The organism is Paenibacillus sp. W4I10 (genome assembly GCF_030816325.1).
GTDB classification, from domain to species: domain Bacteria; phylum Bacillota; class Bacilli; order Paenibacillales; family Paenibacillaceae; genus Paenibacillus; species Paenibacillus amylolyticus_B.
On record NZ_JAUSXX010000001.1, the window covers coordinates 1,470,618 to 1,489,825 of the forward strand.

Consider the following 19,208-nt stretch of genomic DNA (forward strand, 5'->3'; position numbering starts at 1 on the left):
TTGCTTCATATCCGAATGATTATATGGTGCTGTTCGTTAACCAAGTCTGTACTTCCTTTTATAGAACAAGTGGGAACTGCCAAGTTGGAAGACTCGTCAAAGGCAAGCGCAGAACTTTCCATTTTCCAGGCGAATGCTCTTTTGCAACGTTCCTTGGGGAGCTCTGAACTCTAAGTCTTCTTCACGGAATACGTACCTGGACGGATACGCCGCATAACTTTTCACGGTCCAACCATCATGCTCTTCTGTCACGAATCCGTTGACACATCTTAAAGTGCCTCCTTCATCTCGATAGAGGTACGTCGTAGTTCCAAACCCCAGCAAATAAGCTACTAATTCCTCACCCATATCCCAATCATCCCCCGATACATCGGAGAACAAAGCGGCAAACAGCGGATCGTCTGCTCCCACGAACACCGATTGCCCAAAACGATTACGCGACAATTCCGGCATGTTCAAGTTGGGTGCAGATACACTATACGTCGATGCGGCTTCACCTTGCGCCAGCCTTCGCGGAGTGGATTTTACATTCCAGTCATAGCAATGAAAGATTGCCATTGTAGAGCGATAAGCTGCTTCCAGATATTCTGTATTACCGAGATGTTCATACGCAACCAATGCCGACGATGCCGCTAGTCCGCCCCATAAGGAATGAATCATTGGAGATAGTGCTTCCCACCATCGATCCGGATTCTGCAGCCTATAGTCGTTGCTGAATCCGATATTTGCCAAAATAAGCTGACCATATTGTGAAGCCTTGTCGGTATGCCCAAGGAAACATAATGCTGTGCACGTTGGACCAAATCCGGCATTATCATAAAAGTGCTCTGTAACGGCTCCGCCGTAGTGCCGAACACCAATTTCCATTTCCCGACCAAAGCGATCCCATAGCTGTCGTAGTTGATTATGTAATTCAGCATATCCCTTGTCTTTCAACGCTTGTAGCAGTTCACGTATGTAAAGGATAAACACACCATTTAGACGTGATTCGTCCTTTTCTCGCTGACCTGAATGGCAATCTGGATCAAGTCGCAAACACATAACTTCGGCGGCCCACTTCAAATACTCGGAAGGCGAATGCAAATGAAGCAGCTCTTCATCCATTTGTGATAATAGATAAAAAACGTGCGCAATATAATCGAAATCGTAGATACGATAAAAGTTACCGTACAAAGCTTGCGGCCGGGACAAATCACCTTCAATGAACCAGTGCACCTTCATATCCAGCACCGCTGCTGCTTCCGCCCTCATAACCTGCTCGGGAACAGGTGAAGACCTCCCATTTTTCATCAATAAGAATGCCAATTTTCCCAGTGACTCACCTTGGTTAGATAACGGACGGAACGCATGGGGCCGAACCGCTGCCTCCCCGCCTTCATAGCTATTTACTGCCAGCCATTCTGCTCGCTTTTCAAGCAATGTATGAACGGGTTCAAGGACATTCCAAACCAGCATGTCACGACGTCCGTCCTTGAGTATCAACTCCAGCTTACGTTCTCCTGGTACGTCAGCGGGTAGGGTTACTATGAACTCCTGTTCAACGACGAGGTTGCTAATTTGATCAGAGCCTACGTCTAGTGACATAGACTTTTCTGAAGGAAGCAGTAGTGTGGAGATATCCTGCTCTTCAATGCCATTCTGGTGTCCAGGCGCACTGTATAGCTTTAACGACCTTATTTCAAGATCCCTAGGCAAACGGACTGAGGCTGTGAATTGTCCTCCTTCAGGCACAACGGGTGTAAAGCTCCAGTGAGGATGTCCGAGGACCTTGCCTTGGTGGTAGAAATCCGTCAGATTCTGGAATGACACAAATCCGTACTCCCAATTTTCCGCTTGCCCTGGTGTTAACGTTAAAGAGTTGTAAGCGTCATTATAGATCCAATCGGTAAGTACCAAATCTTTCAATGAGGTCCCATCCTCCACTAAAGAAAGTCTGTGGAATAACAAGCCGTCCAAAGATGGAGAAACTTGCTCTAGAAAGCGGTTACAATAACGACAATGAGAACCCATGGTGGATGTATTCCCTCTGAGCGTGTAGATTCCCAGATGAGGTCCGTCGTTACTTCGTCGTACAGCAGCAAACTTGGCAAAGTTCCCACCGATGTGCGTAAATACGGCGCAGGATTCATGCATGTTACGGTAAACATCTTGCGTCCGAAACATAATGTAGGCGAGAGAAAACCACACATGCAACCCTTGAATTTTAATGTTCGTATCCGATTCATTGGTCAGTTTGATACCCCAGCGGAATTGATCGCCTTCCAACAAATATGAAAACAAGATCTTGACCTGTACATCTTTGAACTCAACAGTAACATGGTTCGTGCTATGTTTCGTTATATTTGGCTCAAACATCGAGCTTTGAACAAACCTATCATTCAACTGCATACTCCATTCGCCAAAGAGCTTATCCTCATCCTCTTGGAATCCAACCTCTTGCAAATAATGAGGATCTACTACCCAATTCATCTCATGATGATCATCTTTCATCACCAAGGACTGAACGGTACCACGTTCACCAAACTCGATCCTGAATTTTTCATTACTAAGAATGGTCACTCAGATCTCCCTTTCATTGATCAGAATTAAGTTAAACGTTTAAATTACTTTGAAAAGAGAAACTTAAATTCCTCTTTGGTATTGCAAAGCCTACCTGCGTTGGTTCTATATATGGAAACTGGCATGCGCCTTTTTAGCTTTTAAGCTTCCGAACGGAATCGCGTTCGATCAAGCGACATTCCGGCATGGTTAGGTTTTGAATATCTTCTCCATGGATTAGGCGGTAAAGGGTTTCTATCGCTAAATATCCCATCTCATGAAGCGGTAATCCCATTGTTGTCAGACGTGGGCTCAGGTAATCGCTGAATTCCCGATCATCAAAACCAACTACAGAAATATCTTCAGGAACGCTTAGCCCCTTTTCCTTCGTGGCCTGAAGAACCCCGACGCCCATAACATCGTTCATTGACAGGATCGCAGTCGGCGGATTGTCCATGTCGAGTAGCTCGTTAGCATACCTATAGCCCGAATTTCTTTCCCAATCCCCCATCTTTATTAAGGAAGGATCAAACGGCAATTCAAAATCGGTGACTGCTTTGTAATAACCGTTTAATCGGCGTCTTGAAGGGATTGAATCCATTAAGCCACTAATAATTGCGATGCGACTGTGTCCCATTTGTACCAAGTACGACATCGCTTCATAAGATGCCTGTTCATCATTATACTGAATTGAAATATCGTCTTGTGTGTAACCGTAGGTGTATATAATCGGTTTACCTTCAACATTGATTAGACCTGTCAAGTCGCGAGTGTGAACTCCGATGTAAATGATACCATCCACCTGTTTACCAAGCAGTTCAGATACAGCACTGCCTGCATACCTACGGTAAGCTTCGACGTCTTGAAAATTACGGCCAATTCGTTTGTCGAGCCTAAGGTTAACCAGCAGGATATGTAGGTCGTGACGGTCTCCAAAGTCGTTTATACCATCGATAATATCCGGAGCGTTAAAAACAGTCACATCCTCCGTAATAACACCAATTGTGTTGGTACGGTTACGTTGGAGGCTTTTAGCAATCTCGTTCGGTTTGTAATTCAATGCTTCGATGGCCTCCTGGACCCTTCTGCGCGTTTCGGGACGCACATTGCGAGTACCGTTGAGTACATAGGAGACTGTAGCAATAGAAACATTAGCCCTAAGTGCGATGTCCTTTATGCTAGTTTTTCTCATAGGTCTCTCCTGTCTAAGCATACGAACCATCGTTCATTAGCTGTTTAAACGTTTAGATTTTTTTGATAGTTGAATCTTACCTTACAATCACTGATTAAGCAATCTTTATTTTGGGTTTTACTTCCACTTTTTTTTACTGAGACACTTGCGTTGATTATGACTAATAATCTCTTTTATTAGACTTTATAGTATCCTTAAAATTCCATACCTACTGAGCTTAACAGCTCATTTAGCATATTAAAAACAGCCGCTCGCCAGCTGGTCTGTTATGTTTAAACTTAACGCTCCCCGCTAGCGTAACACCAATTAGGATTAAATCAAAAGTAAAACTACACAAGCAGAAAAACAGCTTATTATTGCAATGAAAATATGAAGACAACTAAATGAGGTTTTTTCCAGAAAAATTCTTTGTTTTCTTTGAATGAAGCACGAGTAAATAAACACAGTTAACACAAGGGGTAAATATAGTTGAAGATCCGGCCCATTACCACCCGGAACGAATTTATTAATATATCCACCTATGTTTCGCGCAGATAGCATCATTCCAGCCATTCCTCGTGAAAATGCCACTAGTCGGATTAGCTTAATGAAACAGATAAATATTTTAATCGACATGGTACCATGTTCTTAACCTTTTCAGCGATGATACTAAGTTCTTGCCTTAGGTCTGAAAAAACCTAGTTCCTGATACAAAAAAATAATTATTCAAGCGAAGTCTTATATTAATGTGCTTAAATCTCGCACAGGAGTTCCATCATGATGATATTTAGATAACTACCTAATCCGAGATGACACAATGTTCTTGTCCTCCGACAACATGTATTTCTTCTAACTTGATGAGCTTTTCTCTATAAAATCATATTTAAAAGCTATTTTTGGAAAAGATCGATCTCGCATCTTATTCACTTCGTTCCAAGAAGGTGCGCTAATTTTCTTACTTCTCTCCCCTGCTATCTCTCAAGCATTAAAAAAATTATCGCTAAACCAGGATTGTTGTTTGAAAGCTGCTTCCGAATTTTCAACATTTCACAAATTTGTTCGTCATAATGCTCCGTTGGGCGTTCAAAAGGCATTCGTTTCAATATTGATCTCCCATTACAACAGTAAAATTATAAAATTACCTTGGCTTTGTTATAGAGTCCTATCAGAAGGTTATTCTCCACCTTCACTAAACCACCCTGCCCGTTAGCTTAATGAAACACAAGTTCTTGTCCTTGGCTCAGGACACGAACTTGTACCGATAACAAAAAAAGCCGCTAAAATAGCGACTTAATGGGAATATGTTCTTGTCTTTCGGCATTAACTGAAATTATACCAATAGCATAACAGATTTAATTTAAGTTAAATTTCTTATTTATAGTATAACCCATTGATTCAATTTAATACTTAGTAGTGCTATAGGCGTATGCAGGTTCATTTATTTGTTTAGCATACTCTTCTAGTGCTGTTCTTTTTTACTGTCTATATAACAGGGCAGGCTATAGCTTAAACCAATTCATCCTAAAGAAGCTGTTGGCCAAGTCAATCTATCATTCCATTGTTTGACTTTCTTGAGAGAGTAGCCTCTTAACCATACTCAAAACAGAACAGAAATGTCTATTCTAACAAATCTGTTACTGCACCTTTTGAGGCAGAAGAAACTAATCTAGCATACTTACTTAGTACTCCCGAACTTACTTTAAGCGGAGGTTGTACCCAGGCTTTCGCTCGAGCCGCCAACTCTTCTTCTGTCACATGAACCTTTATTTCTTGAATATCGCTGTCAATGGTGATAATGTCCCCATTTTTCAGCAAAGAGATCGGTCCACCTACTTGTGCCTCAGGTGATACATGGCCGACTACAAATCCATGCGAGCCACCAGAGAACCTACCATCTGTTATGAGAGCAACTTTCCCCCCGAGACCTTTTCCTACAATTAGTGCTGTAACGGAAAGCATTTCAGGCATACCTGGTCCACCCTTGGGACCACAATAGCGTATGACCAATACGTCCCCTTGCTGAATTTCATCATTCATAATCGCTTCCGTCGCGTCTTCCTCGCTATCGTACACCTTTGTCGGACCGGAAAACTGCTGTATCTTCATGCCTGACATTTTGGCAACAGCGCCTTCAGGAGCGAGGTTTCCTCGAAGCACAACCAGTGGCCCATCTGGCTTAAGCGGATTATCTAGTGGACGTATAATCTCTTGATTATTCTGAAGTGGAGCAGCTTCAGCTAAATTTTCCGCCAAAGTTTTACCAGTTACGGTGAGGCAATCACCATGAAGTAATCCCTCAGAGAGCAATAGCTTCATTACCCCTGAAACACCACCAATATCATTCAAATCCTGCATGACATATTGGCCACTTGGCTTCAGATCCGCCAAATGGGGAACACGCAAGCGAATTCGCTCAAAATCGTCTAATGTTAAATCAACTTCTACGGAATGAGCAATGGCGAGCAAATGAAGGAACGCATTTGTAGAACCTCCCAAAGCCATTACGACAGTAATTGCATTCTCAAATGCCTTTTTCGTCATAATGTCTCTTGGATAGATCTCCTGTTCAAGAAGTGATATGACCTGTTTACCGGCTGCTGCGCATTCCAATGCTTTATTCGTTGAAATGGCTGATGTAGAAGAAGAACCAGGTAAACACATTCCCATTGCTTCTGCAGCTGCGGCCATCGTATTAGCGGTATACATCCCCCCGCAAGACCCTGGGCCTGGGCAAACACTACATTCTACCTTATGCAGCTGCTCATCTGTCATTTTTCCATCTTGATATTGACCAACTGCTTCAAAAGCTGAAACGATATCTACTTTTTTACCGTCGAGATTACCAGGTTGAATGGTTCCTCCATAAACATAAACGGAAGGAATGTTCATCCGTCCAATAGCCATCAAACATGCAGGCGTATTCTTGTCACAACCACCGATTGCAACAATGCCGTCAAAACGCTCGGCTCCGGTCACTATTTCAATCGAATCAGCTATAGCTTCCCTACTTGGTAGCGAGAACAACATCCCTCCATGACCCATCGAGATCCCATCAGAAACGGTAATTGTATTGAAAATTAATGGAGCACCGCCATGATTACGTGCTCCCATCTTGGCTTGAATCGCTAAATCATTGATGTGCATATTGCACGGTGTTACCTCACTCCAAGTACTCGCTATTCCAATCATTGGCTTTTTAAAATCATCATCCTGAAAACCAACTGCACGTAGCATTGCTCTGTTCGGTACCCGGTTAACACCTTCACTGATCACTTTGCTTCGAATACGAAGATCTTTTTTATTTTCCATGTTCTTTTACCCCTCACTTCAAAGTATTTCGTTCAGCTCCTGCATCGGACGAATAAAATTTTGTTTCATTAGTACTTGAGCATCATCGCTATTCTTGCCTTCAAAAGCTTTAATGATCAAATCATGTTCTTCGACTGAAGCGAATGTAGCCGTAATAGGTTGTTTTAAAAACACATATTTAAATCTCCTAATGTGAATCTGAAGAGATGTATTAAATGTGGCCACATAAGGATTATCTGAGAGCTCCACAATATAATTATGAAATAGCTCATCCACCTCCATGGCCTGATAAACTTGGCCATTCTTAATGGAACTTGCAAATTCCAAATTTATGGATCTTAGTTTCTCGATCTGTTCTGGAACAATAATTTTGGCAGTAATTTCAGCAGCCAAGGCCTGAAGAGCAGCCATGGTTGAATACATCTTAAAAATATCGTTTTTCTCAATATTCGTTACTTTTGTTTCTTTTCCTGGATGCATAGACACGAGCCCTTGAACTTCGAGTAACTGAAATGCCTCCCGAATCGGTGTCCGGCTGACTCCAAGCGATTCAGCCATTTCCGCATCAATAAGCTTTTCACCTGGTTGCAGTGTTCCATCAATAATCCACCGCTGAATCTGAGAAAACGCTCTTTCTTTTGCGGACATGCGAACTGGTAATGAAAAATCTTTAGGAATTGGCATTGTTTTTCATCCTTTTTACAATTATTCTTATATGCAATATATCGCATACGAGATTGAGAAGCAATTATTATTTCATTTTTTTACTCGCTCAATTAATGTATACATCTAATCGGCAATCGGACGATGTTCTTGTCCCTTGACAAATCTTCTTTTTGATACCGTACTCTCTGCATTAATCGGCTTATCGTGATTCTTTCTCTAAGTAAGGAAATTCCAAAGATTGCCACCAGTCAAAGTCTTTAACGTATCCATCAACATCCTAGGATCAACTGGAGCAGGGTCTCCCCCTGCCACTCCATAAAATACAACAAATCCCCTAGGTGCCTTTTCATCGTCAAATGCAACAAGCGCCAACGCTGGTTTCTTGGACATTAGGTCCCGTTTATTCAACGACTCCTGCCCTTTCATAACTAAAACCGGGGAATTCCCAGTAAGATGATAGTTTCCTTTCCTTCTATAAATATCTGTAAAATTCAGTCCGATTGCTTTCATCCTTATTAATATTTCGTCAGGCCCGATAACCGGATCCGAAATTTCAAGATATTTAGTACTTACGGTCCTCCGAATTTATTAAATACAAGTGCTTTTAAATGAGCGGCCTGCTCTTATATATTTTTCAAGAATTCACTTATTTATGATATGATTCTCCGGGTTAACTGGAGCGGCAAGTTTTAAGGCAACTTACCACTACTTATGGTGCGGTTCAGCGTATTATCTGTAGAGCGAAATCGAAGGCACCCAGTAGAGTGCCTTCGATGTTCTTACTGTCTCTCTTTGGTAAGTTGGATAAACGAACTCAAATCCATCAACCAACCTTGTTGGGACACTCGTTCACTGTACAGAACGTGCAAGTGCTGCAACAGAGCCGCGGAAATCGGGTCTGCCGTCAGCCGTCCACAAAAGCTCCGTCACAAATGTATGACGATTCGGATCGTACAGCGGATCTCCTATAATATTCTTGTACGTTCTTGCATGGAACACAAATAGCGTCTTTTCGTCGGCCTCTGACACCGTGAAGGAATTATGACCGGGACCATACATCGAGATGCTCTCATCTGTCGAGAGAATCGCTGTTTGTGACTTGCGCCATGAGGCGGCATCGAGCAAATCCGCATCCGCATCGGCTTCAAGCAGGCCCATGCAATAATTGAAATCGGTGGCGCTAGCCGAGTAAGAGAGGAATACCAGATTACCCTTTCGAAGAAAAGCCGCGCCTTCGTTCACTTTATAACCAATGATCTCCCAGTCATACTCCGGCATCGAGATCATCGTTTGCGGCCCAGTCAGCGTCCACGGATTGCTCATTTGGGATATATACAGATTAGAGTTACCTTCGATATTCGGATCCTTTTGTGCCCATACGTAATAACGGCTGCCATTATGCTCAAAGGTAGTGGCATCGAGGGCGAAGCTTTCCCACGCGGTACGAACCTGTCCTCGTTCCGTCCAACTGCCTTCGAGCGGATTGGCATTTTCATTCTCTAGCACGTACATCCGATGGTCGAACAAGCCTTCATTCGTTTCCGTCGTGTGTGCGGCAGCGAAATACACGTACCATTTGTCATCAATAAAATGCAGTTCAGGTGCCCAAATATTGGCACTAAGGATACCCGTCTCGCGCTTTCTCCAGATCACTACAGGAGTTGATGTAACAAGCCCCTCAAGGTTCTGGGCTCTACGGATTTCAATCCGGTCATACTCCGGAACGGATGCTACGAAGTAATAATAACCGTCTGAATGTCGGTAAATAAAAGGATCAGCTTTCTGCTCAATCAGTGGTTGTACGTCGTGTAACACTCTTTTTTGGACTGCCATCTTATCACCTGTTTCATCATAATATTACTACCCTTTAACAGCACCTGCAGTCATACCGTCTATGAAGTATTTCTGGAAAGCAATGAACAGTATAAAAATTGGAATGATGGAGAAGAAGGAGCCCACGATCAATAGATCATAGTTATTGCCATAAGGAGTTAATAACGTTTTCAAACCGATTGGAAGTGTATATTTACTCTGATCTCCTAACACCATGAATGGCCACAACAGATTATTCCAGCTATTCATACCATTCAGAATGGCCATTGCCGCAAAGGATGGCTTCATAATTGGCATAATTAGTCTGAAATATATCGCATACTCGTTTGCCCCATCAACCCGCCCAGATTGAATAATCTCTTTGGGTATGCTTCTTAGATATTGCCTGAAGAAAAATATTGTCGCGGCATTGGCTATACCCGGCAAAATGATTGCCGAATAGCTATTCACCATTCCCAAATCATTAATTAGGCTATATAAAGGAACCAGCAGTATTTCGAAAGGCACCATCATAATGAGCAAAACACATATAAAGAGGAAGTTCTTACCTTTAAAATCATATGCTGCAAAACCATAAGCAACAAATGCGCTTACAAAAAGTGTTAAAACCACTTGAACGATTGTTAAAATCATACTGTTCCAAAACCACACAAAATAATCATGTTCTCCAGTAAACAGATAGATGAAATTATTAAAACTCATGATTTCAAAATCCAAACTTAGGTTAAGACCATATCTAACTAATGATTCACCTGGTTTAAAGGAAGATAGGGCCACTGCATAGAATGGAATCATAATTAAAACGAATAGTATAATGAATAAACAAATAATTACTATTCTAGAGATGAAATCACTCCTCGTCTGACTTTTGCCCACTTTAATCCTCCTCCTTTTTGAACATTCCACTAAATTTCAACTGCGTTAAATTGATAACCATAGCAATGACTAACAGAATGATACCAACTGCAGCTGCGTAACCCAGCTTATTCTGCTCAATCCCTTGTCTATACAGGTATCCAACAATGGTTAAGCCAATATTTTTGGGTGAATTGTTACCGTTAAACATCATTAGGCTCTCGGTAAACATGGCTAAACCTGCATAAACACTAATTGTCGTGACATATACCGTGGTCGGCTTCAATAATGGCATTGTGATTGTTCTGAACTTCTGCCAAGCAGATGCCCCGTCAATTGAAGCAGCCTCATAATATTCATTGTCAATGCTTTTCAAACCGGATAGATAGTAAAGCATATTAACACCTGTCCATCTCCAACATGCGAGGATCAACAGTGCTGCCATACTCCAATTTCCGTCTTTCAAAAATTTAATAGGCTCTATACCAAATAGCCCCAGGAAACTATTCATTAATGAACCTTCCATTTCACCGAATGTAAGGCGGAAAATGGTACCCGCTACTGCGACAGAAGTCAATGCAGGGAGAAAGAACGAAGATTTAAAAAACTCTCTTCCCTTCATTAACTTACTGTTTATCATAACGGCGAATAACATTGGGAAAGGAATTAACAGCACTAAGGTTCCTAACATGTACACAACGCTATTTCTAATAGATGTCAAAAACACTTTATCAGTAAGTAATTTCGAATAATTCGCTTCACCAATCCATTTAGGATCCTGTCCCAACATCCGATCTTGAAAGCTCATTACGAATGAATTTACAAGCGGAAAAAACCAGAATATCAAAAATATGAGTATAAATGGCAACACAAAAACATAAGGTGCAACTTTTTGAGAGTATACAAATTTCTTTATCATATTCTCAATCTCCCTTGACTAAGGTTAAACCTGCCGACTACTATACCTGCCGACAGGTTTAACCAAATCATTTACTTATTATATTTATTTCAATTCTTGTTCAATTGCTGCTTGTGCTTCATCCAACGCTTCCTTCACGTCTTGACCATCTTCAAAGATGGCGTTCAAAGTAACCGTATTGAAGATATTGCCGATGGTCGGTGAAGCTTTAACGGATTTGATCGCTTGAATTTCGTCTTTGATTTCATTCAAAGTATCAAATGCATTTGTTTTAAAGTATTGTACGTACTCGTTATCAGGGTTTTTCGTTACTGCATCATCTTTCCATACTTCCATGTTGATTGGGTCAAATCCAAGTGTATTCCAGATTTCAGTAGTGGCTTCTTTCGAAAGCTTAGCAAAGGCTACAAATTCTTTGGCCAATTGAACGTCTTTACCACTCTTAGTAACAACTGTGCCAGTACCGCCTAAGCCAACGGAACGAGGATTACCTTCTTCAAATACAGGTAATGGAGCAATTGCATACTTACCTTTAAGGTCCTTCATTTCGTTTACAAAGCGGGACATGTACCACTCAGGCATCAATGCACTTGCGTAGTTGCCTTTGTTGTATTCGCCTTTTGCTTCTTCTGTGTCGGGTTGTCCGCCTGGGATCGTATGAATAACATTGTTCTTCTGCAGATCAACTAACATTTCATACGCTTTAATCATTTCAGGCGAGTTAACTTTTGGATTACCATTTTCATCTGTAAAATCAGTGTTTTGCTGAGCTAACAGCAACGATGCTTGCCACGTAGCAGATGTATCAGCAGTACCTAAGTACTTGCCAGTCTTTTCATAAACCTTGATACCTGCTTGTTTGTAATCTTCCCACGTTATGATTTTCTTGTAGTCAACACCTGCTTGTTCGAGAATTTCAGTGTTGTAGAAAGCAAGCGTTGCACCTACGTGATAATCAAAGCCATAAACCTGATCGGCTTTGGAGTAAATCTCGACACGCGAAGGAACAACAACGTCTTTGTATGGTGCAAATACATCATTCAAAGATTCCAGTGGAACGTTGTCACCTTCCAGGAATTTAGGGAATTGACCAAGCTCGATATCCGCGATATCCGGAGCACCTTTTCCGCTTGTAACTGCCAATAAGAGCTTGTTGTGCATATCATCGTAAGGCATAACCGTTACATTCAACTTAATCTGTTTGTCTGGGTTCTCTTGGTTCCATAACCCCAGCATTTTATCCAAATGCTTGCCGTGCAAATCTACGAATGTCCAAAATGACAATTCTGTTGCATTCTCACCGGCATTAGCGCCTAATTGCTGTGTTTCCGTTTTTGAATCAGAAGGATTACCACATGCTGTGAAAAAAAGGGACATAATAAGGACTGTAACGATGGAGATTAACGTACTGCGTTTCTTCATTTGTTCGTCATCCTCTCTTTTTGTGTTATGCATTTGAAAAGTCGGCTGACTAGTTAGTTCTGTTAATTTAAGCGGTTTCAATCTACCTTGGCACCACCATCCTTAACATAATTCTAACCGTTCAAAGAAAAGACCCCTTCGCAAAAATTTCTTAGATTCCATATTGTAAGCGCTTTACATGCCGTATTATAATATATATGAAATAAGCTTTATATAACCAATTGATTATAAAATCATAAAGTTTATGGGGAGATGCTACTCTTTGAAAAAGCTGGCGCTCTACAAACAAATTCGAGAAAATATTATACAGAAAATTAAATCAGGGCAGCTTCGGCCCACAGACCGCATTCCTTCTGAGCAAGAACTAATGGACGAATTTAGAGTAAGTAAAATAACCGTCAAGAACGCCCTAACCTCACTAGCTGACGAAGGATTAATTATACGCGTACAAGGCAAAGGCTCATTCGTCTCTTCAAGTCTTGTTGTTTCTAGCATCCATTCTCCACCATCCCAAGGCAGCGCGTCCTCCATACCGCTCATCGGCTTCATCATTCCGACGATGAGAACCCGTGTCATTCAAAAGCTCGTTGACTACACAGAACAATTCCTGCAAGAAGCCGGCCTCAACATGGTACTTAGCATCACGCGAGAGTCCTCCTCTATCGAAACAAACGTCATCCGTACACTAACGGAACTCGGTGTGAAGGGGCTGATCGTTTTTCCGACGGAAGATGAGAAGTACAACGAATCATTACTGCGTCTGTCGCTCGACAAATTTCCGTGTGTGTTCATCGACCGCTATCTGCGCAACATTGAGACGTACACCATTACATCCGACAATTACGGCGGTGCGTATAAGGCTGTATCCCATTTGTTATCCAAGAGTCATCAGCAGATTGCGCTCATCTCACCTGAAAATGCCAATACAGCCGTCGAGGATCGCACGCTTGGCTTCGAGCAGGCATATACAGATCAAGGTATCTCGATTGACAAGAGCTTGTGGTGTCACATCCCTCTCAACATTCTACGCAGCGAGCATGCATTGGACTATGTAAGCGAATTCTTGCAGAACCACAGTGGAATTTCGGCAGCCTTCTCCTTGACTGAAGAAACAGCACGCCTTACATCGTCCGCTATTCGTCGTCTGAACGATCACTCCAATATCGATTTGCTATCTTTCGATAATCCACATCTTTCAGGCGTAGCTTATGTGCAGCAGGATGAACAGGAAATGGCACGAACAGCCGTAAAGCTGTTACGTGAACAGATGGAAGATACTTATTCTCCTAAGAACGCCATTATTCCCGTGCAACTCATCTTCCCTTGACACGACAATCGTTGCAAGTTCTTGTCCTTGGCTCGGGACAAGAACTTGTGCCGATAAAATAAAAAAAGCCGCTTCAATAGCGACTTCAATGGGAATATGTTCTTGTCCCTCGACATCGGTCGAAATTCTGGGAACGGCAACATCAATCCTGTTAGTATTTTTCAAGTTCTATCTTTAAATCCTCAATTAATATATCGACTTCTAATACAGCAGAATCAGCATTATTTAAGAATATTGAAGGTTTAAAACCCTCTTTTTTCAAATTGGGAAGAAACTCGTCTATGAACTCATATAAATCCATATTTTTACTTGAGTAAAATTCCCAACCATCAGTTGCACAGTATTCCGCGAATTCTTTATTAGGCCAAAATGGAAGTAATTTATTACCTTCATCATCTTCAGTAACTGACCAACCATTCTCATAAAGGCCCCAAACTTCTTCTGAATCTACTACTTTTTTGATGAAGTATTCATAACGAATATTTGCAGGGAGATTGATGACAGATTCAAATTCTTTCTGATTCATATTTCCTCCTAATGATGTTTTATCTTATTTTTCCGTTATTATCGTATCTATGTTGCGTCTTATGGTTTTTTGTAATATTTAAAACACTGTGTTCGTAACCGTAACCCTTTCTTGCCTCGAAACCACGTTTGTGCTGCATCTGGTATCCCTGAGGAACTCTTACATTTTTGCGTTTTTTTCTTTTAATTTCATTTAGATCACGTTTGATTTCTCCTCGTAATGAAGTTGAAACCTTATCTTCATTTGCTATTTCTTTAAGTTTAGTTTGTTTTCCTGCTCAGAGAAAAAAGTCTTATCGTTTATTTATTTCATGATTTTTTGTTTTAAAGTAATGCGCAATGTGAGCAAGCATATCCTTCTCGGTAATCAGGAAAAGATTTTGTTCCAATATTATGAATTATTTTTAGAACAAAAGGGGTTGGAAAAGAGCCTGAAGTAAAGTTAACCCTCATACATCCTGAAAGGGAGCATGAGGGTTAACCTAGTTTTATGGCTTTTAAATTAAGCGCTGCTTGGGCAAATGCAGAATAACGTTGAATTGATCGCCATGAATCTCGATTTTGATCTCTCCGCCGTGCAGCTCAACGATGCTTTTCACAATTGACAGCCCTAGTCCGGAGCCTTCTGTCTGGCGGGATTCATCTGCTCTTTTGAAACGCTCGAACAACTCTTCCGCAGCAAAATCAATCTCGTAAGCAGCAGTGTTTTGAATTTTGAATAATACCAGATCATCAGACTCGTCCAAATAAATATAGATTCTTGTTCCTGAAAGCGAATATTTCTGCGCGTTGCCAATTAAATTTTCGAATACACGCCAAATTTTATTGCCATCCATATGTGCATGGATCGGGAATTTCGCGATCCTCTCCCGAATCACTGGCGATGCTTGTCCCATACTGGTGTTGGACTCGGCGATCGCCTGTGTCAACAATGTCGCGACATCGACGTACTCAATATCCAGCTCTACTGTACCGCTGGCCATCTTTGAGATTTCGAACAGGTCTTCAATCAACAGCTTCATCCGTAGCGCCTTCCGGTCTAGGGTTTCAATATAGGCTCGGGTGGTCTCCGTAGACAGATCTTCTTTTTTTAATAAATCGACATAATTGATAATAGAAGTAAGCGGAGTCTTCAAATCATGCGATACATTGGTAATCAGCTCTGTTTTTAACCGTTCGCTCTTCATTTGATTCTCCAGCGCGCTTTGATACCCGGCTTTCATATTGTTAATATAGCCAGCAAGCTTGGATAGGGCATCCTTGCCGGTATCTTGAATGGTATTCTGAATATTTCCTTCAGCAATCTCTTTGCTCCCGTTGATGATAGCGATGAAACGTCCAAGCTTGGAAAGTATATACGGTACCAGAAAAAGCACATACAGCAATACATAAAGTATGAAAAACCCCTGTTGATATATGCTGTAATATGTGGCTGCCTGCCAAATACAAATGCCGGCTATCGCGGTTAGCAAAAGCATCATGATGAGGCCAAACGTTAGTCTCCAGTTTTGCAAACTGGCTCTAAGACCGATTCTCCAAATATGAAAGTAATCCATCAGCAGACTGCCATGCCAGAAGGAACGCCTACTGTGGGGTGCCTTAAAATAAAGAAACAATCTGCTTGCCAGTAAGCAAAGAATAATAAAGGCAAGCAGTGCCTGGATGTAACTTGAAGTTGAATAGCTCAAACTCAACCCCGTGTATGAATACGAGTTTATGAGTAAGAGGATCCATAAGATCGCGACGACAATGATGACAATAAGGTCGATTGGAACCTTCCGATCGGCTTTATTTTTTCTCGATTTTGTATCCAATTCCCCATACCACCTTTAAATATTTTGGGTCTTTGGGATTGATTTCAATTTTTTCACGGATGTTTCTCACATGTACGGCAACCGTATTCTCTGAAGTGAAGATCAGTTCATTCCACACGCGCTCATAAATCTCTTCGATCGAGAAAACTCTACCCTTGTTCTCCATCAGCAGCTCCAAAATTTTGTATTCTTTCGGGGTCAATCTGACGTCCTCTCCATCTATCTCAACAGTCTTCGAACTTTTGTTCAGCACGAGTCCTCTTACTTGAATGAGCTCATCCCCGTTTGACTGGAAGGAACCTAAATTCGTAAACCGGCGCAGCTGAGATCGGACTCTAGCGATCAGCTCTAGAGGATTGAACGGCTTCGTAATATAGTCATCAGCCCCAACGTTGAGTCCCAAAATCTTGTCGCTATCTTCTGACTTGGCGGAAAGCATAATGATCGGTATATTTTTGTTTTCACGAATTTTAAATGTCGTTTTAATCCCATCGAGCTGTGGCATCATGTTGTCCATGATAATAAGATGAATGGTTTCCTGTTCAAGAATTTCCAGCGCCTCCAATCCGTTAGAGGCAGTTAATACATCCACATTTTCGTTTTTCAAATAAATAACGAGCGCTTCTCGAATTTCCGGTTCATCGTCTACAACAAGAATGTTATTTATAGCCATTATTTCTCACCTTCATCACGATATTTCTTATCCTTACTAATCCGGAACTTATGTATCTCGAAAATTCAACATGGCCGGGGGGAGCGTCTGCAAGCATCAGCTCCTCTGGCGATTCTTCCTCATCCGTGTAAAATCCATGTACCCCGAACCTGGACAGAATCTGCATAACCGGTCTGCTGTTGACGGTGTGAACATAACTTTTCACCCCATACTTATTTAGTGCTGGAACTAAATTGGGGTTTAGATACACGCGGTATACAGGCATGGCAACAGCTTTCAAATGTTTGTCCCTTACGAATTCTACAATACTTTCGGCGGAGGCGCCAGTTTTGTAAAGTGAATATATTTTGTTTGAAAAGGGATGGATTCCCATAACCGTGTCATACATTTCCGGGCTGAAAATTTCAGGAATAATCCGGTTGAGCAGTGCGGGATCCGTACGGCGCGCCTCATTGACTAGATGCGTAAACTGCTGCTGAATTTGCTCTTTGTTGCCTGCTTTCGTATCCACGATTAAGTCAAAATCAGGATATTGCTGCATCAGCTGCAGTATGTCCGGCAGTGTAAGAGGGTGGAATTTGCCCATTATAAGCGAGTTTGCAAACTGAAGCTTTGTTACGTTTTGTCCGCGATGAGCGGCCAAATCCGGCTGCAGCCTGTGCGACCAATCATGTCTGGCTACAAGCTCCCCGTCCGTCGTCTGCACAAGATCAACCTCGAACAAACGGTACCCTCTATTGTAATTGGTTATAAATGCCTCATAAGAATTTGTGTAGCTAGCGCCGTTGACTCCACCAAATGCATGTGCAATAAGCCTATTTTCCTGCCAGCCGCTGGTGCCAGCTGCAGAGTCCGGGTGATTCTGATCTGTCCTAACAAGCCCCCAGCTGCACCAGATCATTCCTGCCGTTATGATTATGAGTAAGGTTAACATCATCGTTTTCTTCATTCGTTTGCTCCTTCGTTATCCCGATGTAAGTCATACTACAGGACTCAAATGAAGAAGGACTGGTATAAAAACGAATGAATTTATGAAGTTTGTATACATTGCTGAACGAGAGATTCAGATCCCGTGATAACGTTGTAGCTCCCTGGAGCACAAGCACAACTATAGCGATGTAGGAACCTTATATATACTAAATGGTTGTTTCTCAGATACTTCGATGGGACTCGTAGCTTGTAGTCAAGTTATGGGACAATCAATTAGGGAGGATATCGGAGCCTTATTTGCGAAATATCACCTTACTAAAACCGCTTTAGGTCTTCGCATTCTTAATATGAGTAAAGAAAAAGGATGGCTTATCCCTCCACCTCTTCAAGTGGAAAAAGCATAATATATAAAAGCCCTGTCAGCTAGCAGGGCTTTGTTTTTGATTTATATTAAATGCATGTTTTGCCAAAGTCTTGTCTGGTCATTAGTGTTTATTTTTTCTTTTTCTCAATATATCTTATAAATGTGTTCCAGAATTGCCGACTGGCTTTAATTGGTTAATCGGACTTTGTTTTGTCCTTATCGGTAATTGGTACAAGTTCTTGTCTCTATACACTTGTATATAAGTGGATTTTAAAATGAAGATTGGTTTTATTAGCTATCGTTTACCGTTAGTTTAACGAGTTTTAATAATTTCTTGCCAGTTAGGAGGCAAGTCATAATCCCTAATGTGCTTATACTCAAGAACTACTACTGATCCGGAGTTATCTATACTAAACCTCATCGAGTCGATCCCAACATCCAAATGAGGTCCTACGTACGGGATTGTTTTAACCTGAACATCAATATACGAAGAATGATATTTAACGTCTAGATCAGTTCCATCCAAAAAAGGCGAAAACGTAGGTGATACAGTTAATTTATTTTTATAGTATTGGTTAATCTGTTCCTGTATATTTGGAGCTAACAAAGTAAGTACAAGCCGTTTCAATGGTTCATCGTTTGGCTTTGCACAAACGGGCTGTATTGTCACAAAAAAAATGATGACTGTTAGCAGTGATCCGATACATCTTTTCATTTTTAAAACCCTCATTCTCAGCATTTTTAAGGGTAGTTTTCACTAACTGAAGAGGATTTATTATGTTACCCTGCCCGTTAGCTTAATGAAAAGATAAATATTCTAATCGACATTGGTACCATGTTCTTAACCTTTTCAGCAATGGCA

At 41.4% G+C, this 19,208-nt stretch carries 15 protein-coding genes and 2 pseudogenes; 2 read left to right on the forward strand and 15 right to left on the reverse strand.

Translation table 11 applies throughout. The features are described from left to right. Positions 1–96: 96 nt before the first annotated feature. The 9 genes and pseudogenes from QF049_RS06745 to QF049_RS06785 all read right to left on the reverse strand — a co-directional run bounded on the left by QF049_RS06745 (position 97) and on the right by QF049_RS06785 (position 12,713). Positions 97–2,559 carry a hypothetical protein gene (locus QF049_RS06745; protein ID WP_307535893.1) on the reverse strand — a complete coding sequence of 821 codons (2,463 nt, stop codon included), beginning with the start codon at positions 2,557–2,559 and terminating at the stop codon, positions 97–99. Between the two features lie 133 nt (positions 2,560–2,692). Beyond that, on the reverse strand, positions 2,693–3,730 hold the full coding sequence (locus QF049_RS06750; RefSeq protein ID WP_307535896.1) for a LacI family DNA-binding transcriptional regulator: 1,038 nt from the start codon (positions 3,728–3,730) through the stop codon (positions 2,693–2,695). A gap of 1,596 nt (positions 3,731–5,326) precedes the next feature. Next, the gene (gene ilvD, locus QF049_RS06755) at positions 5,327–7,018 is read right to left on the reverse strand and encodes a dihydroxy-acid dehydratase (protein ID WP_307535898.1); all 1,692 of its coding nucleotides are present in this window, start codon (positions 7,016–7,018) and stop codon (positions 5,327–5,329) included. Between the two features lie 18 nt (positions 7,019–7,036). Further along, the gene (locus QF049_RS06760) at positions 7,037–7,702 is read right to left on the reverse strand and encodes a GntR family transcriptional regulator (protein ID WP_307535900.1); all 666 of its coding nucleotides are present in this window, start codon (positions 7,700–7,702) and stop codon (positions 7,037–7,039) included. A 201-nt stretch (positions 7,703–7,903) separates the two neighbouring features. After that, positions 7,904–8,292: pseudogene (locus QF049_RS06765) on the reverse strand (hypothetical protein); the annotation flags it as partial. A gap of 241 nt (positions 8,293–8,533) precedes the next feature. Further along, complete coding sequence (locus tag QF049_RS06770) at positions 8,534–9,517, reverse strand: family 43 glycosylhydrolase (protein ID WP_307535904.1); 984 nt, start codon at positions 9,515–9,517, stop codon at positions 8,534–8,536. Positions 9,518–9,544: 27 nt separating this feature from the next. Further along, positions 9,545–10,393 carry a carbohydrate ABC transporter permease gene (locus QF049_RS06775; RefSeq protein WP_124115006.1) on the reverse strand — a complete coding sequence of 283 codons (849 nt, stop codon included), beginning with the start codon at positions 10,391–10,393 and terminating at the stop codon, positions 9,545–9,547. A 1-nt stretch (position 10,394) separates the two neighbouring features. After that, positions 10,395–11,291, reverse strand: a complete 897-nt coding sequence (locus QF049_RS06780; RefSeq protein WP_307535908.1) for a carbohydrate ABC transporter permease — start codon at positions 11,289–11,291, stop codon at positions 10,395–10,397. A gap of 84 nt (positions 11,292–11,375) precedes the next feature. Continuing rightward, the gene (locus tag QF049_RS06785) at positions 11,376–12,713 is read right to left on the reverse strand and encodes an ABC transporter substrate-binding protein (protein WP_307535910.1); all 1,338 of its coding nucleotides are present in this window, start codon (positions 12,711–12,713) and stop codon (positions 11,376–11,378) included. Between the two features lie 262 nt (positions 12,714–12,975). Between QF049_RS06785 and QF049_RS06790 the strand changes: the two genes are divergently transcribed. Further along, positions 12,976–14,040 carry a GntR family transcriptional regulator gene (locus QF049_RS06790; protein ID WP_307535912.1) on the forward strand — a complete coding sequence of 355 codons (1,065 nt, stop codon included), beginning with the start codon at positions 12,976–12,978 and terminating at the stop codon, positions 14,038–14,040. 151 nt (positions 14,041–14,191) lie between these two features. On the opposite strand, the gene QF049_RS06795 is transcribed toward QF049_RS06790, so the two are convergent. The 5 genes from QF049_RS06795 to QF049_RS06810 form a co-directional block, all read right to left on the reverse strand. Continuing rightward, the gene (locus QF049_RS06795; protein ID WP_307535914.1) at positions 14,192–14,566 is read right to left on the reverse strand and encodes a DUF2750 domain-containing protein; all 375 of its coding nucleotides are present in this window, start codon (positions 14,564–14,566) and stop codon (positions 14,192–14,194) included. 19 nt (positions 14,567–14,585) lie between these two features. Continuing rightward, positions 14,586–14,816 carry a polymorphic toxin type 8 domain-containing protein gene (locus QF049_RS31350; RefSeq protein WP_366349459.1) on the reverse strand — a complete coding sequence of 77 codons (231 nt, stop codon included), beginning with the start codon at positions 14,814–14,816 and terminating at the stop codon, positions 14,586–14,588. Between the two features lie 246 nt (positions 14,817–15,062). Continuing rightward, positions 15,063–16,253 (reverse strand): sensor histidine kinase, encoded by a 1,191-nt coding sequence (locus QF049_RS06800; RefSeq protein ID WP_307535917.1) that lies wholly within the window; start codon positions 16,251–16,253, stop codon positions 15,063–15,065. A 100-nt stretch (positions 16,254–16,353) separates the two neighbouring features. Continuing rightward, positions 16,354–17,052: a response regulator transcription factor gene (locus QF049_RS06805; protein WP_307535919.1), complete on the reverse strand. Its 699-nt coding sequence runs from the start codon at positions 17,050–17,052 to the stop codon at positions 16,354–16,356. Beyond that, positions 17,039–18,001, reverse strand: coding sequence for a phosphatidylinositol-specific phospholipase C/glycerophosphodiester phosphodiesterase family protein (locus QF049_RS06810; RefSeq protein ID WP_307535921.1), 963 nt, complete (start codon positions 17,999–18,001; stop codon positions 17,039–17,041). Before QF049_RS06810 ends, QF049_RS06805 begins: the two co-directional genes overlap by 14 nt. Positions 18,002–18,203: 202 nt before the next feature. Here QF049_RS06810 and QF049_RS06815 point away from each other — a divergent pair. Next, positions 18,204–18,386 (forward strand): annotated as a pseudogene (locus QF049_RS06815) (DUF3231 family protein); the annotation flags it as partial. A 273-nt stretch (positions 18,387–18,659) separates the two neighbouring features. On the opposite strand, the gene QF049_RS06820 reads toward QF049_RS06815, so the two are convergent. Next, complete coding sequence (locus tag QF049_RS06820; RefSeq protein ID WP_307535923.1) at positions 18,660–19,085, reverse strand: DUF3888 domain-containing protein; 426 nt, start codon at positions 19,083–19,085, stop codon at positions 18,660–18,662. Between the last annotated feature and the right edge of the window lie 123 nt (positions 19,086–19,208).